Here is a 15508-nt window from a genome sequence, read left to right on the forward strand (position 1 = left end):
GCTTTTTTACATCAATTCTTTGCATTTTGCTTATATTTTGCACTAACCCTGCGTGCAAATTTCACATTCCTCCTACAAATCAGTGATTTCCTCTTATCAAACATAGCACATAAATCCCAGTAAATTTCGCTGGTATTCCTCTAGTTTCAATGCAAAATAGAGTAATACATCCAACTCATAACAATTTCGAATGGAACAGTTTTATCAAGTTCTTGTCTGGGCCAGCGTCTTCTTTTATTGGCTGATGATTGCTGCCGTCACTATGCGCATCGTTTTCAAGCGCAGGGTGGTTGGTGTTTCGCTTGCCTGGCTCATGATCATCTTCATCATCCCTATCGGCGGGGTGATTGCTTACCTGTTGTTCGGCGAACTCAACCTAGGCAAAAAACGCGCCCAACGCGCCAAGGTGATGTTCGAACCCTTTGCCGACTGGTTCCAGCGCCTCAATGACTGTCCCGGCCACCAGCCTGAACTCATGAGCGAGCATGCTCGCCCTATCAGTGACCTGTGTGAAAACCGCCTTGGCATCCCTGCTTTAAGCGGCAATACCCTCTCGCTACAAGACTCTCCGCAAACTATCCTGCGCTCTCTGATCGAAGACATTCACCAAGCAGAAACCTCGGTGGATATGGAATTCTATATTTGGCACCCGGGAGGCTTGGCCGATGAGGTAGCTACGGCATTAATCATGGCCGCCAAGCGTGGAGTAAAGGTGAAAGTACTGCTGGATGCAGCAGGCAGCATGCGCTTTTTCCGCTCCCATTGGCCCAAGCTCATGCGCCATTCCGGCATTGAGATTGTAGAAGCGCTAGCTGTTACCCCATTCAGGATGTTCCTGCGCCGGATGGACTTGCGTCAGCATCGTAAAATTGTCGTTATCGACGAAAAGATTGGTTATACCGGTTCAATGAACTTGGTTGATCCCGCCTTTTTCAAAACCGATGCGGGTGTTGGCCAGTGGATCGACGTCATGGTGAGGGTGACCGGACCTTCTGTGGCCGTGCTTAACGGTATTCAGGCGTGGGACTGGGAGGTAGAAACCGGCGATCGCTATCTGCCGCAACTGCCAGAATGCACCTTGCCAAGTTCAGTTGAGGCAACCGATATGATCCAGGTGATCCCATCGGGCCCGGGGATGCCAGATGAAATCATCCATCAGGCACTGCTGCTTAGCATCTACCAAGCCAAAGAAAGTGTGGTGATCACCACCCCTTACTTTGTACCGAGTGAGAATTTGCTGCACGCGATGAAGGGAGCGGCTCACCGTGGAGTCACTGTAGATATCATTATCCCGGATAAGAATGACTCTATTATGGTGGAATGGGCTAGCCGCTCATTCTTCTCGGAACTACTGGCTGCAGGTGTTCGCATCCACCGTTTCCACGGCGGTTTGCTACATACCAAATCCGTGGTGATAGACAAGACCCACTGCTTGATTGGTACGGTTAACGTGGATATGCGCAGCCTGTGGCTCAACTTCGAGGTGACATTGGCAGTGGACAATGCCGAGTTCACCCAGCAGCTAAACTGGCTACAGAAAGAGTATATGAATGATTCCAGCTTGGTTGACAGGAACAAGTGGGAGCAAAGGCATATCAGCAACAAGCTGATTGAACAGTTCTTCTATATGTTTAGCCCGTTGTTGTAATTTTCATATTCAGCTTGCATAACAGCAAGTTAGTTGGGTGTGATTTTAAAACCTACCCGGGCATGGACGGCCCGGGCTAGCGCTCCAGGGTCGGAGCGGCATGGATGCCTTTATGCGTTTTTAAAATTACACCCTGCTAATTTGCAGAATATTCAGTAATAGCTCACGGCTTTATTATTACTTTCCAACTCGCTTAGCCAGCAAATCCAACACCAATCGGCTGTCCGCATCACGGATAGTTGGTAGCTGGAACCGCGCCTCGCGGGTATCTTGCAAAGACACTTCGGCACTGACCAGGGCTTCATCACTACCCGCTTCTGCCAGACAATTACCAAACGCATCCAGAATACGGGAACCACCCCAGAAACGGCTATTGCCTTCAAGGGCACAGCTATTTGCCATCAGCAAAGGTACACCGTAGGTCATCGAGATAAAGTCAGTATTGGTTTTCCAGCCTTGAGGGTTAGAGAACTCGTCAGAGACAATATCTGCCGCCGAGTTAACCGGGGCCAACATCAAGGCTGGCTTGTCCAGCATTGCCAGGTGCGGCAAGGCCGGGTTCCATAGATCGGCACAGATCAGGGTGTGCATCGGCCAGCCAGTAATAGGCTCGCATGGCGTTAGGTCTTGGCCTTTGCTGTACCATTTCGCTTCTTCCAAGCCGCCGTAGTTAGGCAGGTTCAGCTTACGGTGAACATGGACAAGCTGGCCGTTCGTCACCATCGCCTGGGCGTTGTAGAACTCACCAGCGTGGTCTTCTTCAATAAAGCCAGCACTCACTACCATGTCGCCTGCTGCCGCAGCCAGTTCACCCAATAGGGGGTGGTTTACCGACATAGCAACATCCAGCGTCTTTTCACGCAGGCTGTAGCCCGTTAGCGAAAGCTCTGGAAACAGCAGCACCTCAACGCCCTGCTCACGGGCTTGCTCGATATACTGAAGGTGCTTTTGCAGGTTAGCCTCAACATCCCCCAGCACAGGGGCGATCTGGGCAATACCGACGTGTAATACTTGTTTTGTCATGATAAAACCTTAAAAGGCCAGCTTACGCTGGCCTTTGAATTAATTTCGGCGCGAAAACACAGCATCGTGTGATTACAGCAGGCCGTTTTGCTCCAAGAATTGGCGCGATACACGCTCAATAGACAAACCATCTACGTCTACCAAGGCATTCAGGGTAGACATGGTTTCGTCGTTCATTAGCGCAGACAGCTTGTTCAGCTGATTAGCCAGCTCCGGGTTGGCATCCAATGCGTCGTTACGTACAACCGGCGTCAGGGCATAGTTCGGGAAGTGCTGACGGTCATCTTTCAATACGTAGAAGTCAAACGCCTTCACACGGCCATCGGTGGCAAACACCATGGTGACGTCAACTACTTCCTGAGCCAAAGCCTGGTATACCAAACCCGAGTTCATCTTACGCAGGTTTCGGCGTGGCATCTCAAACTCATAGGCTTCTAGCAGTGACTTCAAGCCATCCGGACGGGCCGAGAACTCAACGTTACTTGCCATCTGGGCATCTTTGCCGTCTTCTGACTGCAACCAGTTCATCATATCAGTGATGGACTCGATGCCCTTCTCTTTGGCAAAGTCTTTGCGCATCGCCAGCGCATAGGTATTGTTCGCCTGCGATGGGTTAAGCCAGATCAGGCCAACTTTTTCGTCCAGTGCTTTGACACGCTGGTAAGTCTGCTCCGGATTTAGCTTTTCAACGACCTTGTTGAAAGTGACCAAACCGGTGCCTGTGTACTCCCAGTACAGGTCGATCTGACCGTTTAGCTGAGCAGTACGTAGAACCGTTGAACCCATACCGTCACGCTGGTCGACATCATAGCCAAGACCGGCAAGGTACTGTGCAGTCATCGAAGACATGATCAGCTGCTCGGTATAACCTTTACCGCCAACGACCAGCTTGCCCGCGGCCTGCGCCGACACCGAGAAAGTCATTACCGAGAACACAGTGGCTACGGCAGTCAATAAAGAAATTACGCGTTTCATCTTTGTATTACTCCGAGCCATTACTTACGGTTAGGGTTTACACCCTTGCTCACTATCAGGAAAGTCACCACACCTAGTACCATATCCATGATAAGCGCCAGTACCGCTGTCGGGATCGCCCCTGCCAGCATCATCGGCGTATCATAAAGGTCGATACCAGCGAAGATCAGCTCACCCAGACCGGTACCACCAATCTGGAATGCCAGCGGTACGGTACCGATGTTAATGGCAAAAGCGGTGCGGATACCCGCCATGATGACGTACATCGCGTTTGGCAATTCAACCTTTACCAGCTGCTGTGTTGGCGTCAGGCCAATACCGGTTGCCGCTTCTTTAAGGTGTGCAGGCACCGAGAGCAGGCCGGTATAGGTATTGCGCAGAATTGGCAATACCGAGGCAAAGGCCAGGGCGAAGATTGCCGGTTTGTCACCGATGCCCAAGAAGCTCATCGACAACGCCAGTACTGCCAGCGTCGGGACCGTGGTACCGATGTTGAAGATCTGCATCACCAAGTCAGCAGCCTTACGGCAAGCAGGACGGCTTAGGATAATTCCCACCGGCACACCAATTAAAATCGCAATCGAGCCCGAAATCAGGGTCAACTTGATATGGTGGCCTGACAGGTAGATGATTTCATCCCAGTAATAGATGAACTGCTCGACAAAACCTGATGACTGGGCCCAGATCCCGATGAGGAATACGGTTACCAGCAATAGCGCATTGAAGTAAGGGCTTAAGTTAATCGACTTCATCCCTTACCCCTTTTTACGGAAACTGGCTCCCAGGTGGTGTGTAATACCACGCTGTGAAATTTCACCACACAATTGGCCTTGCTGGTCGACTACCGCTAACCAGCTGATGTCATGGGCAAACATCTTGGAAACTACGGCACGCAAGTCCTGCTCCTGGTTCATCAGGATAGGCAATCCATCGTAGTGGTCACTACACAGGCCGCGTTGGCTCATGGCAACCGACTTGGTGATCATGCCGATTGGCTGGTTCTGGTTGTTCACCATCACAATCATGCCGTGGCCGTAATCATTCATGCGCTGCAGGGCAATCTCCAGCGTGTCATTCGGTGATACTGTCGGAACCTGACGTTCCATCACTTCGCCAGCAGTTGATAGCTGCAGGCGCTTCAAGGTACGGTCTGTACCGACGAAATCTGCCACAAAGTCAGTCGCTGGGTGAGCTAGAAGCTGGTCTGGGCTAGAGTATTGCTCAAGCTGGCCATCACGGAAGATCGCCACTTTATCAGCCATTTTCACCGCTTCATCAATATCGTGTGAGACGAACATGATGGTTTTCTTCAGCTCTTTGTTCATCTTCAGGAATTCTTCCTGAATCACTTCACGGTTGATCGGGTCGATTGCACCAAAAGGTTCATCCATCAAAAGTACCGGTGCATCGGCCGCCAACGCGCGGATAACGCCGACACGCTGCTGCTGGCCACCTGAAAGCTCATTCGGGAAGCGCTTCATGAAAGTGTTCGGATCCAGTGCCACCATATCCAGCAGGTCTTTGGCACGCTGGGTACAACGCTTGGCATCCCAGCCCATCAGTTTCGGGATCAGGCTGATATTCTCTTCGATGGTCATGTTCGGGAACAGACCAATCTGCTGGATGACGTAACCGATGTTACGGCGCAAGGTGACTGTATCGATACCTGTAGTATCTTCACCGTTGATCAGCACACGACCAGAGGTTGGTGTTACCAGGCGGTTGATCATTTTTAACGTGGTGGTTTTACCACAGCCAGATGGGCCCAGCAGGACACAGATTTCGCCGGTCGGTACTTCCATGTTGATATGATCGGCTGCTGTCACCACACCCTGTGGTGTTTCAAAAACTTTTGTCAGGTTCTCAAGTTGAATCATGAAAACGCCCTCTTAAATTCGTAAAACTTAGCCGTGAACGACGACACCTTTCGGTGTGAATTTCTTTTGGATCTTCGCCAATACCGTGTCGGCAAAAATGGCCAACAGGCTCACAGCTACAGCACCAACAATCAGCTGGCGCGGATCAGACTGGCTGATCCCTCGTGCAATAAACGTCCCCAAACCACCAGCACCGATGTAGGTGGCGATCGCCATCACGCCGATGTTCATCACCACGGCGGTACGCACACCAGCCATGATCACCGGGATAGCCAGTGGAATTTCCACCAGGCGAAGGCGCTGCATGTTGGTCAGGCCGATACCCCTTGCCGCTTCGCGCAGGGCCGGGTCAACGTTGTTAATTGCGGTGTAGGTATTACGAATAATTGGCAACTGCGAATACAGCAAAACCGCAATCACTGCAGGCAGATAACCAATACCCTGGCCGATAATCGACAACACAGGGATCATGATCCCGAACAAGGCAATAGAAGGGATCGTAATGATAATGGACGCAACGTATAGCACCACATTGGCGACACGCTGATTCTGGGTAATTGCGATACCAATAGGTACCCCTGTCATCATGGCTAGGCCAACGGCCAGGCTCACCAACGACAGATGCTCTACAGTACGAGAGACAATCACATCCCAGTTGTCCAGAACGAAATTGAAAATTTCCAATTTGCACTCCTGGATTTACGAGTTGAACACAGATTGTTTTATGAGTGTTTCCGCTTAGGCGCCGGAAACATTGATACAACCACAAGGTTGTCAAAACAGGGGCTCCGCCCTGATAGACATGGTTTACACCATCAGCATCGCTTGTCAGACCACAAGTCATACAAGCGAAAAAGGAAGGGGGATTCTAGAGAGTAAGCCTGACTAGCTCAAGTTTTTTCAGGATTTATTTTGATCTCACCACTTTATTACGTTTAAAAAACAACCATAAATACGTTAACCACATGATTATTAATAAGGCCTGAAATAAAAAATTACAACGAACTCATTCAATTTTGTTTTGATTTCTTTGCCTCACTTGTAAGAGAAGCAGCTACAATTATATCCAAGCCGCTTAAGTGTACTCTACCGCAAGAAGCGCTTTGGAGTCGTGGTATTAAGTTCAGGATGAAAATTGGGGGAAGTTCCAATGCAGCTTGCAAGCCCGAAGTTAACAATACTGTTCCTTTTATATTGTTTTGGCCTTTTCACTGCATTTTCTGCATGGAGCCAGAGTATCCCACTGGTTTTGTCGGGCAAAAAGCCATCGGGAGAGGAACTCTCTCTCGTACTCGAGCGAAGCCAACTTGAGCAACTCCCACAAACGTCATTCTCAACTAATCTCCCTTGGCTGGAACAAAGTGCCACCTTCGAGGGAGTACGCCTATTAACACTACTCGAGCACTTTGATCTCTCTGTTTCTAAACTAAAACTGCTCGCCCTCAACGATTATTCCGTCGAAGTCAGCCATGATTACATCAAGCAATACAACCCTTTGGTCGCTATCAAGCAAGACGGCCGTTATTTGAAGGTACGAGATTACGGTCCATATTGGGTCATCATTTCCCTCAATGAACACCCCGAAGCGGCCAAAACCAAGCACCTTGCCAATATGGTCTGGCAGCTCACCGCTATAGAAACCCAGTAAGCAGGTAACTACATGGGAAATTGCCGTCGTATTACCTCCTTACTCATCTACATCACCCCGTTGCTGATTATCATTATTTTGGTAGCGGTGACCGCCCTGAAACGCAATTCAGACATTATTGCCAACAGCCAAAACGAAGCGGCTTGGTATGTACTCCAGCTCCATAAAGAGTATGCTGAATTCCACCTCCAACTTCATCGCTATGCAGTAGGAACCAGTGATCATAACGATATGATGCTGCAATATGAGATCCTATGGAGCCGGTTCAAGACGATTCTCAACAACACCCATATTAGCCACCTCTACCACTTTGATGGTGCCTACCATCAAATCAGCAAACAGTTTGCCTATATCCAATCCATAGAGCCGCAGCTGATCTCTTTTGAGTGGGGCGACCCTAACGCTGAGCTGATCACAGACGTTAAAGATCAGTATGAAAATCTGGTGATTTTCCTCAGCCACAAGTTTCGTCTCTCTAGTGGCGACCTCCTAAAACGCGTTGAAGCCACCCAAACAATGAAACAACTGGTGTACTTCCTACTCTGTGCCATTGTTCTACTCGGTGGGATTTTATTGTGGGCGTTATGGCGTGAGTCATCAGCGATGCGCAAGCTGGCAATGAGCGATACCTTAACCGGCATCCACAGTCGCTTGTGGCTCAATCAGCATCTCAAAGAGCAGGTCAAGAACCAACAGCCATTTCGGTTCTACCTTGTTGATTTAGATAATTTCAAAACAATCAACGATACACTTGGGCATCATGCTGGGGATAAGTTGCTTCAAACGGTAGCTGCCCGTTTGGCCGCACTAAGTGGCGAGCATTATCATGTTGCCCGTATGGGCGGGGATGAGTTTGCCGTGATCGAGTCTCTAGCAGTACAGCACGAAATTAATATCAGCCAGAAACTGCTAAACAGTTTTCAGCAACCAGTCATTCTAAATGGTAAAAACTACCCTATCTCGGCCAGTATCGGTAGCAGCGAGTATCCACTCAACGCATCCAACGTCAGTGAAGTGTTACAACAAGCCGATTTTGCGATGTATGAAGTCAAGCAGCAGGGAAAAAGCGGCGTTATGCATTACAAAAGGCCATCAATACCGAATGAGGCTACAGCAAAAGGAGCGGCATCAACTGCGGAACGCTTCACCAACAGCCTTTGAATGTTTTAATTCAATAGTTAACCATCTGAAAACAAAAAAGCGCCCACAAAATGGTGGGCGCAAAAATCAATCGTGCAGTGGTGTTGGCTTACTTACATTGCCGCAGCAAAGATAGCCGAGATTTCTTCGTGGCTGGCTTGTTTCGGGTTTGTGAAACCACACGCATCTTTCAGTGCGTTGTCAGCCAATACGGCAATATCTTCTTCTTTCGCGCCAAGCTCCTGAAGACCTGCTGGAATACCCACATCTTGAGACAGTGCCTGAATGGCTTCCAGTGCTGCTTCAGCGCCCTGCTCTGCCGTCATACCTTCAACATTCACGCCCATCGCTTTTGCAACATCTTTCAGACGCTCTGGGCAAACCTGTGCGTTGTAGCGCTGCACGTGCGGCAGCAATACCGCATTACATACACCGTGTGGCAGATCGTAGAAACCACCTAGCTGGTGCGCCATCGCGTGAACATAACCCAGTGAAGCATTGTTGAATGCCATACCAGCCATGAACTGTGCATAAGCCATTTGCTCGCGAGCTTCGATGTTCTGGCCGTCTTTCACTGCCGTACGCAGGTGTGCTTGAATAAGCTCGATCGCCTTGATAGCAACCGCATCAGTAATAGGTGTTGCAGCGGTAGAAACATAAGCTTCAATCGCGTGAGTCAGTGCATCCATTCCTGTCGCAGCAGTCAGCGAGGCAGGCTTAGCCAGCATCAACTCAGGATCGTTCACCGACATCAGCGGCGTGGTGTTCTTGTCAACAATCGCCATTTTGATGTGGCGTGCTTCATCAGTAATGATACAGAAGCGGGTCATTTCACTTGCAGTACCTGCAGTGGTATTAATCGCCACCAATGGCAGCTGAGGTTTCGCAGACTGATCAACACCTTCGTAGTCAGCAATTTTACCACCGTTAGAGGCAACAAGAGCAATACCTTTGGCACAGTCATGCGGCGAACCGCCACCCAGTGAAATAACGAAGTCACACTCACCGTCTTTCAGTAGCGCAAGACCGGCTTCTACATTACCAATAGTTGGGTTTGGTTGTGTACCATCGAAAACAACAGAATCAATATCGCGCTGTGCCAACAGATCTGCTACCTGCTTGACCATACCGATTTGGCTTAGCACTTTATCAGTCACAATCAGAGCTTTTTTAAAGCCGTGAGCTTTCACTGCATCTGCAGCTTCCGTCAAACAACCAGCGCCCATCAAGTTTACTGTTGGGATGAAAAATGCACTACTCATGATAAATTCTCCATAATTATCAAAAACTAATTACCATAAACCGCTTTCAATCCAGGTCGCTGCATATGCTTAAACGGACTATCCGTAATCAGTCTTGCTCTCTGCAAATAAAAACTACCACCAGAAAAGTGTGCAACAAATTGATCTGGGACAAGTTATAAATCCCCAAAAATTATTCATGTAATGTAGTTTGAGCCAGATCACCAAATCAACAAGTTACATATAAAAATTGTTTCCCTATGGAAACGCTGCTTTTCGTTTTATCACTACGCTCCACAGTAATTTGTGATCTGTCACCCATAAAAAAACGCTGACTTATGCCAGCGTTTTTCTCATTCAAGCATTTGATGCTTATTAGTTTCGTTCTTTATTGCTTGATCCAAGCATCCTGCCACGCTGAACCAAACCCAGGCTCGTAATGGTGCGCTGAATCAATGTTACACCAACCACCTTCTGGGAATGGACGGCACTGGTAGGTATTGCCATCGCGGCCAAGTACTACTGTCTCACCCGGTACATAACTACCGATACCATCAGGGTAGGCATAGTCGTAATCACCGCCACCAGAGCTGTCTTTAATGGTAATCGACTTAGTTTCAACAACATTATGCTCGCTGCTGTCCTGCTCGGCTGCGGTTACCACAACACTGAAGGAGCCTATTTCGGTAGTGAATAGCGATAGGTCAATGTTACCGTTATCGACAATATCACTCGCCAAGGCCAACTGGTGTCCTGTGCTATCCAACAACTTCATGTTGATCAGGTATCGACCTTCTGAGCTGACCGTTGCATCGATATAGGTTTTACCATCGCTGCCCTGGGTGTATTCGCTTTCCAGGCCTTGGACGGTTACCGGAGCGGGTTCAATGACATCCCCATCACGCACATCCAGTGCGTAGTTGTAATCCGAGTTGGTGACAAAGACTTGGTTGATATACAGATCCGATGGCTGATAAACGATATCACCCGATGCTTCTTCCACACCCACCTGAGTAATGGTTGGGTATTTCTCGTTGATCAGTTGAGCAAGATCATAAGACCAAGTATTGATGTTCTCGTTAGCCGCTGTAATTGGCAGCTTCTCGAATACAATTTCAGAGCCTTGTTTGTTGAAAATACGGAACCAGACGCTATCGCCATCTTGCGCCTCGACACCCGGCTTGACGTACTGGCCCTTAGTCGTCCACTCAGGCGGTAACACTTCACCGTCAAAACGGATATCACTACAGTTGTAGAAACCTTCGCCAGCAGGATCATCACGCTGCCAACGTGATACCAGTGTAGCCTCTCCCGAACGGCCGCTTGGCAGAGTCACATCAATCAAGTAGTACTGACCGTTGCCTTCCTGAGTCACTTCTACATCGCCGGCAGTATCTATCAGCTCCAGATCATCCCAGCCCAAACGGCTATGGGCAGCATTGTAGCCAGGCTTGGTCAGGTAGAACTGCCAGAAGCTCGGGTTATGCGGTGCCGTTGCGCGGTAACGCAGAGTGAAAGTTTCACCGGCTTTCATGTCGGTACGCTGCCAATGCTCTGAAGCCACACTCATACCGCTCTTACGCGGATCACCACCGGAACAGATAGTACCGTCCGGCACTGCTGCCTTAACCGCATCCATGTTGTGATAATCCTTAACCAATGCGGCAAACTCGTTCTTCTGCACCAATGGATAGGTACCCGACTCCAAGAATGCGGCACGACAAGCTTCATTCGGGATCTGGGAACCATCTGATGGCCCCCAGTGACCACCGTCTGACTCACAGATCACCTGGCGAGCAGCAGGGAAGTCGGCCCAACCATGGGCACTTGCGTGTAATGGAGAAAGGGCGGCCATGACTGACATAGCGCCCAAAGAAAAGTTAATCACCTTTTTCATATTTAGCTTCCATTATGATTTTTTTGGGAAGCCAGCTAATGGGAAGAAGCCACTGCTTTGATCTTGCTTATTCCTATCAGGTAACTCCGCTACCCTAGAGCCAATGCATTAAAAAGATTGCTCCTTAGGCCGGAAGTTTTGCGCCCTACCCTTTCGGATAATTAGCCTTTAGCTGACGATATAAAAATAAGCCACTTCAAGGTTTAGATTGAAGGAGCTCGGGTATATTTATAGTGTTTTTTTTAATATCAGCAAAAAGCAGCCATTAGCAATGGAAGGATGATCTCATTTAATTTTTATTTATTAAGATAAATAAAAATCATTGACTGAAATGAAATATTTAATACATATAAAACCATTTACCTCACCAATAATATTAGCAGTGAAATTTAAATGGGTAATATCAGCTAAGCAAGATGATAACTTGAACAATAACAATAAAAAACAAACAAAGTGATGTGATTTTCCAAAACTGTACCGGGCTCTTACTTTTTAAAGGTCGCTTACTTGCCTGCTTAAGTACCTGTGATGACGGGTGAAATAAATCGCTGATAAGCTCAGACATGGCTTCATAGCGCTGATTTGCCTTAGGGAAGCACCCTCTGCGAATGACCACATCAAGCCATGCAGGTAGATCATCCCGATAATTCTCCAAAGGTATATAATCCGGCCATTGGCTGTTTGACTGCACAGGTTTAAAAGTATTTGGAAATGGATAAGGAAAGTGCCCCGTCAACATCTCATAAATAATGATGGATATTGAATACATGTCAGACCTCATTGTTACTTTACCGCCCAGCAAACACTCTGGTGACAAATATTTAATATCACCAACAGGGACCGTTTCATCAATAGGTGTTTGTATTTCATCAAAGTGTTCTGAATAAACGGAACCAAAATCAATAATGACGATTTGATCAAATTGATTGACGATTAAATTTTCTGGCTTAATATCACGATGAATAAGGCGATGGCGTTGCATCACACGAATTGACTTAATTATCTCCTCTGCCATTACCCTCACTTTTTCAATATCTGGTTTAGGGTTATCGTCCATCCATTGGCGCAGTGACTTACCTTCAACCCATTGGCAAACATGGTACAGGAAAGGAGAATGACGTGAAAAAGGGTGGATCTTCATTATTCTCTGGTGGGATATCTGCTCCCCGACCCAGCCTTCACGCACAAAAGCCTGCAAGTACTGGTAATCCTCCGCAAAGTTGAGTGAGGGCATCTTTAACACATAACGTTGATTATCAAATTCACTCACCGCTAGATAAATATGGCTGCGCGGACCGCTATGCAAAACTCGTAATATTCGGTACTGGTCGATTCGGTTCCCTTCTTCCATCACAGGCGGGATCACTCGCTTTGTCAGTTCTTCTATGTACTCATCCATGGTCAAAGTCGGCAAGGCTTTCACATCAATCAATAAGCTAGACACGTTATCTTGGCTTCCCGCGGCTAGCGATGCCTCAACCAACTGTTCGGACAGTGGCTCAACTGGGGTGTTAGTTAAAGATAGCACCTGCTGTAGCTTTGAATCATCTAACCATTCGTGAATACCATCTGTCGCTAGTAATAAGCGGTCTCCTTTCTCCAGCCGTATTTGTTGAAAATCTACCTCGATATGACTGTCCATCCCCAACGAGCGGGTAAGAAAGTATTGCTGGCCATACTGATGACGACGGTGATCTTGGGTGAGCTGAGTTATTGCCTGATCGCGATAGAGATAAGCACGTGTATCCCCCACATGCATGATGTACGCAGTATTGGATTTGATGATCACCGCGCAGAAAGTCGTCACCATCCCATTGTGCTGAAGTTCACTCTGGCAGCCTTGGTGAAAAAGCCATTGGTTAAGTGCATGCAGCACTTTTCCAGCCGACTGCTTCACGCCCCAAGTTTTCGGTGTTGCGTAATATTCTTCAATAAATTGGGTGACACTAATTTGGCTCGCTTGCTCGGCTTGGGCACTGCAACTCACTCCGTCGGCCAAGCAAGCAACCACACCTTTATGCAGCATTTCTTCACGCCGTGAAGGCTGGTAAACCGCAAAAGCATCTTGGTTACTTGGTTTACACCCCGCAACCGAATAACCCCCGATATCAAGTTCGAGTGTATCCGCTTGCCGAAAACGCTTTCGATTAACAGACATTTGGCTATGGGCTGTTCCAGGTTGCATTGTTTCGCTCATCCACGCTTCACCCTATTATCCATGACAACAATGACTCACGATTATGTTCAATGTATCGGCCTGCTTGGCTAGCCGTTCGCTTTGCCTCACAGGCCGAAAACCACCTAGCGGTTAGCCACATCAATCATCATGATGCTGCCATCCTCATTGACCTCCGCAATTTGTCCACTTGGCTCTTCCATCATCAACAAGGTGATAAAGCCAATCACCGCTGTTGCCGCAATGACGTAGAAGAAGGTGCTGTAATCCACCACAGACAAGATAGTGAGGTAACACACTGCACCGACATTACCGTAGGCCCCAGTCATCCCAGCGATTTGGCCTGTCATCCGGCGCTTGATCAGAGGTACAGTGGCAAATACCGCCCCCTCACCCGACTGGACGAAGAACGAACAGGCCATTGCAGCAACCACGGCGAGCCACACCGGCCAGCTGCTATCCACTTGTCCCATCAAGAAGTAACCGGCGGCCAATCCTGCAGTCAAAATCAACAGGGTAGGTTTGCGGCCGAACTTATCGGAAATCCAACCGCCCCCGGGGCGGGACATCAGGTTCATGAAGGCGTAAGCCGACGCCACCATACCGGCCATCACCGGGGTTAGCTCAAAGGTTTCCGAGAAGAATAACGGCAACATCGAGACCACAGCCAACTCCGAACCAAAGGTGGCGAAGTACAAGACATTCAAAATCGCGACCTGCTTGAACTTGTATTGATGTACTTCAGGAACCGGCTTCTCAAAGACGGTTTTGTTGACACGCCATACCTGTAGAACTTCATAGCAATAGATCACCGCCAGCACGACATAGATAGCCATCACCGCACTGTCACTGAGCATACCGATCCCGGTTGGCGAAAGCTTCCAGGCCAACAGGGCCAAAGCGCCATACATCGGCAGCTTCATAAATAGCAGCAGGAAGAAGTCCCCTTTTGATGTCACTTCCATTGCCCCTAGCTGCTTGGGCTTGAAGTAAGTCGCGCCTTTCGGTGTATCGGTTACGTTTTTATAAAAAACGAACGAAAACAGCAGGCTCATCACCCCGGTGATGGCCATGGCATAACGCCAGCCGTCTTCACCACCAAACATGATAGCAACGGTTGGCAGGGTAAAAGCGGCCGCCGCAGAGCCAAAGTTACCCCAGCCACCATAAATCCCTTCTGCCGTCCCCAGCTCATTGTGCGGGAACCACTCGGAGACTAGACGGATCCCGACTACGAAGCCTGCACCAATAAAGCCAAGAGCAAAACGGGCGATGGCGGCCTGAACGAAGCTGTCGGCAAAAGCAAAGACAAAACAAGGGATGGAGCAAACAGCTAACAAGGCGGAATAAACCAGTCTAGGCCCATATTTATCGGTGAGCATACCGATGAGTACCCGGGCAGGTATGGTAAAAGCGACATTGAGGATCAATAAGGTCTTTATCTCGGCAGTCGTTAATCCCAACGAAGCTTTGACCGATTGGAGGAGTGGGGCAAAGTTGAACCACACAAAAAAGGTAATGAAAAACGCAAACCAGCTGAGGTGGAGAATTTTCATTTTCCCCGTAAATGAAAAGATATTGAACTTGCCTGTTTCTGACATCTTGGTGTTTCCTTTTTTATACTGACTTACCATTAATAATGCATTGTTTATGCCAACCTTATAACCATTAATTATCAACAAGTTACAACATAAAAATCACTAAAAACCAAATAAAAGCACCAAAACAAATCAAACCCTCCAACTTAAGCACCATATTGAGTCAATTGACAACTTTAAAGACACTTTTGCCTTGATTTATTTTCAATTATTATCCATAAAAAATAAATGTTTATATAATACAAATAAAAAATCACAGCACATGCTGTGATTTTTTCATTAAAA

General features: G+C 48.1%; 12 protein-coding genes and 1 riboswitch. Of the genes, 3 read left to right on the top strand and 9 right to left on the bottom strand.

What is annotated here, in order from left to right; translation table 11 throughout:
* Positions 1 to 190: 190 nt before the first annotated feature.
* Entirely contained in the window at positions 191 to 1648 is a 1458-nt protein-coding gene (gene cls / locus ACXAD4_RS13510; protein WP_475242088.1) for a cardiolipin synthase, read from the top strand.
* A gap of 177 nt (positions 1649 to 1825) precedes the next feature.
* Here cls and ACXAD4_RS13515 read toward each other — a convergent pair whose 3' ends face one another.
* The 5 genes from ACXAD4_RS13515 to ACXAD4_RS13535 form a co-directional block, all read right to left on the bottom strand.
* Positions 1826 to 2671 carry a nitrilase-related carbon-nitrogen hydrolase gene (locus tag ACXAD4_RS13515; RefSeq protein WP_475242090.1) on the bottom strand — a complete coding sequence of 282 codons (846 nt, stop codon included), beginning with the start codon at positions 2669 to 2671 and terminating at the stop codon, positions 1826 to 1828.
* A gap of 72 nt (positions 2672 to 2743) precedes the next feature.
* On the bottom strand, positions 2744 to 3646 hold the full coding sequence (locus ACXAD4_RS13520) for a glycine betaine ABC transporter substrate-binding protein (protein WP_475242093.1): 903 nt from the start codon (positions 3644 to 3646) through the stop codon (positions 2744 to 2746).
* Between the two features lie 20 nt (positions 3647 to 3666).
* Positions 3667 to 4398, bottom strand: coding sequence for an ABC transporter permease (locus ACXAD4_RS13525; RefSeq protein ID WP_475242095.1), 732 nt, complete (start codon positions 4396 to 4398; stop codon positions 3667 to 3669).
* Positions 4399 to 4401: 3 nt separating this feature from the next.
* Positions 4402 to 5523, bottom strand: coding sequence for an ABC transporter ATP-binding protein (locus ACXAD4_RS13530; RefSeq protein ID WP_317522206.1), 1122 nt, complete (start codon positions 5521 to 5523; stop codon positions 4402 to 4404).
* A 27-nt stretch (positions 5524 to 5550) separates the two neighbouring features.
* On the bottom strand, positions 5551 to 6207 hold the full coding sequence (locus ACXAD4_RS13535) for an ABC transporter permease (protein WP_039458410.1): 657 nt from the start codon (positions 6205 to 6207) through the stop codon (positions 5551 to 5553).
* Positions 6208 to 6673: 466 nt separating this feature from the next.
* On the opposite strand from ACXAD4_RS13535, the gene ACXAD4_RS13540 reads away from it, so the two are divergent.
* Both ACXAD4_RS13540 and ACXAD4_RS13545 read left to right on the top strand, forming a co-directional pair.
* Positions 6674 to 7171, top strand: coding sequence for a putative pterin-binding protein (locus ACXAD4_RS13540; RefSeq protein WP_475242099.1), 498 nt, complete (start codon positions 6674 to 6676; stop codon positions 7169 to 7171).
* 12 nt (positions 7172 to 7183) lie between these two features.
* Entirely contained in the window at positions 7184 to 8332 is a 1149-nt protein-coding gene (locus tag ACXAD4_RS13545; protein ID WP_475242101.1) for a diguanylate cyclase domain-containing protein, read from the top strand.
* A gap of 92 nt (positions 8333 to 8424) precedes the next feature.
* Here ACXAD4_RS13545 and yiaY read toward each other — a convergent pair whose 3' ends face one another.
* The 4 genes from yiaY to ACXAD4_RS13565 form a co-directional block, all read right to left on the bottom strand.
* The gene (gene yiaY / locus ACXAD4_RS13550) at positions 8425 to 9573 is read right to left on the bottom strand and encodes an L-threonine dehydrogenase (RefSeq protein WP_475242103.1); all 1149 of its coding nucleotides are present in this window, start codon (positions 9571 to 9573) and stop codon (positions 8425 to 8427) included.
* Positions 9574 to 9940: 367 nt separating this feature from the next.
* Positions 9941 to 11449 (bottom strand): lytic polysaccharide monooxygenase, encoded by a 1509-nt coding sequence (locus ACXAD4_RS13555; protein ID WP_475242105.1) that lies wholly within the window; start codon positions 11447 to 11449, stop codon positions 9941 to 9943.
* Positions 11450 to 11525: 76 nt separating this feature from the next.
* A riboswitch (cyclic di-GMP riboswitch) is annotated at positions 11526 to 11626 on the bottom strand.
* 226 nt (positions 11627 to 11852) lie between these two features.
* Positions 11853 to 13646, bottom strand: coding sequence for a bifunctional protein-serine/threonine kinase/phosphatase (locus tag ACXAD4_RS13560; RefSeq protein ID WP_475242107.1), 1794 nt, complete (start codon positions 13644 to 13646; stop codon positions 11853 to 11855).
* Positions 13647 to 13750: 104 nt separating this feature from the next.
* On the bottom strand, positions 13751 to 15226 hold the full coding sequence (locus tag ACXAD4_RS13565; protein ID WP_475242109.1) for a NarK family nitrate/nitrite MFS transporter: 1476 nt from the start codon (positions 15224 to 15226) through the stop codon (positions 13751 to 13753).
* Between the last annotated feature and the right edge of the window lie 282 nt (positions 15227 to 15508).

The sequence above is a fragment of the Photobacterium sp. AWH4_225 genome, assembly GCF_056158405.1.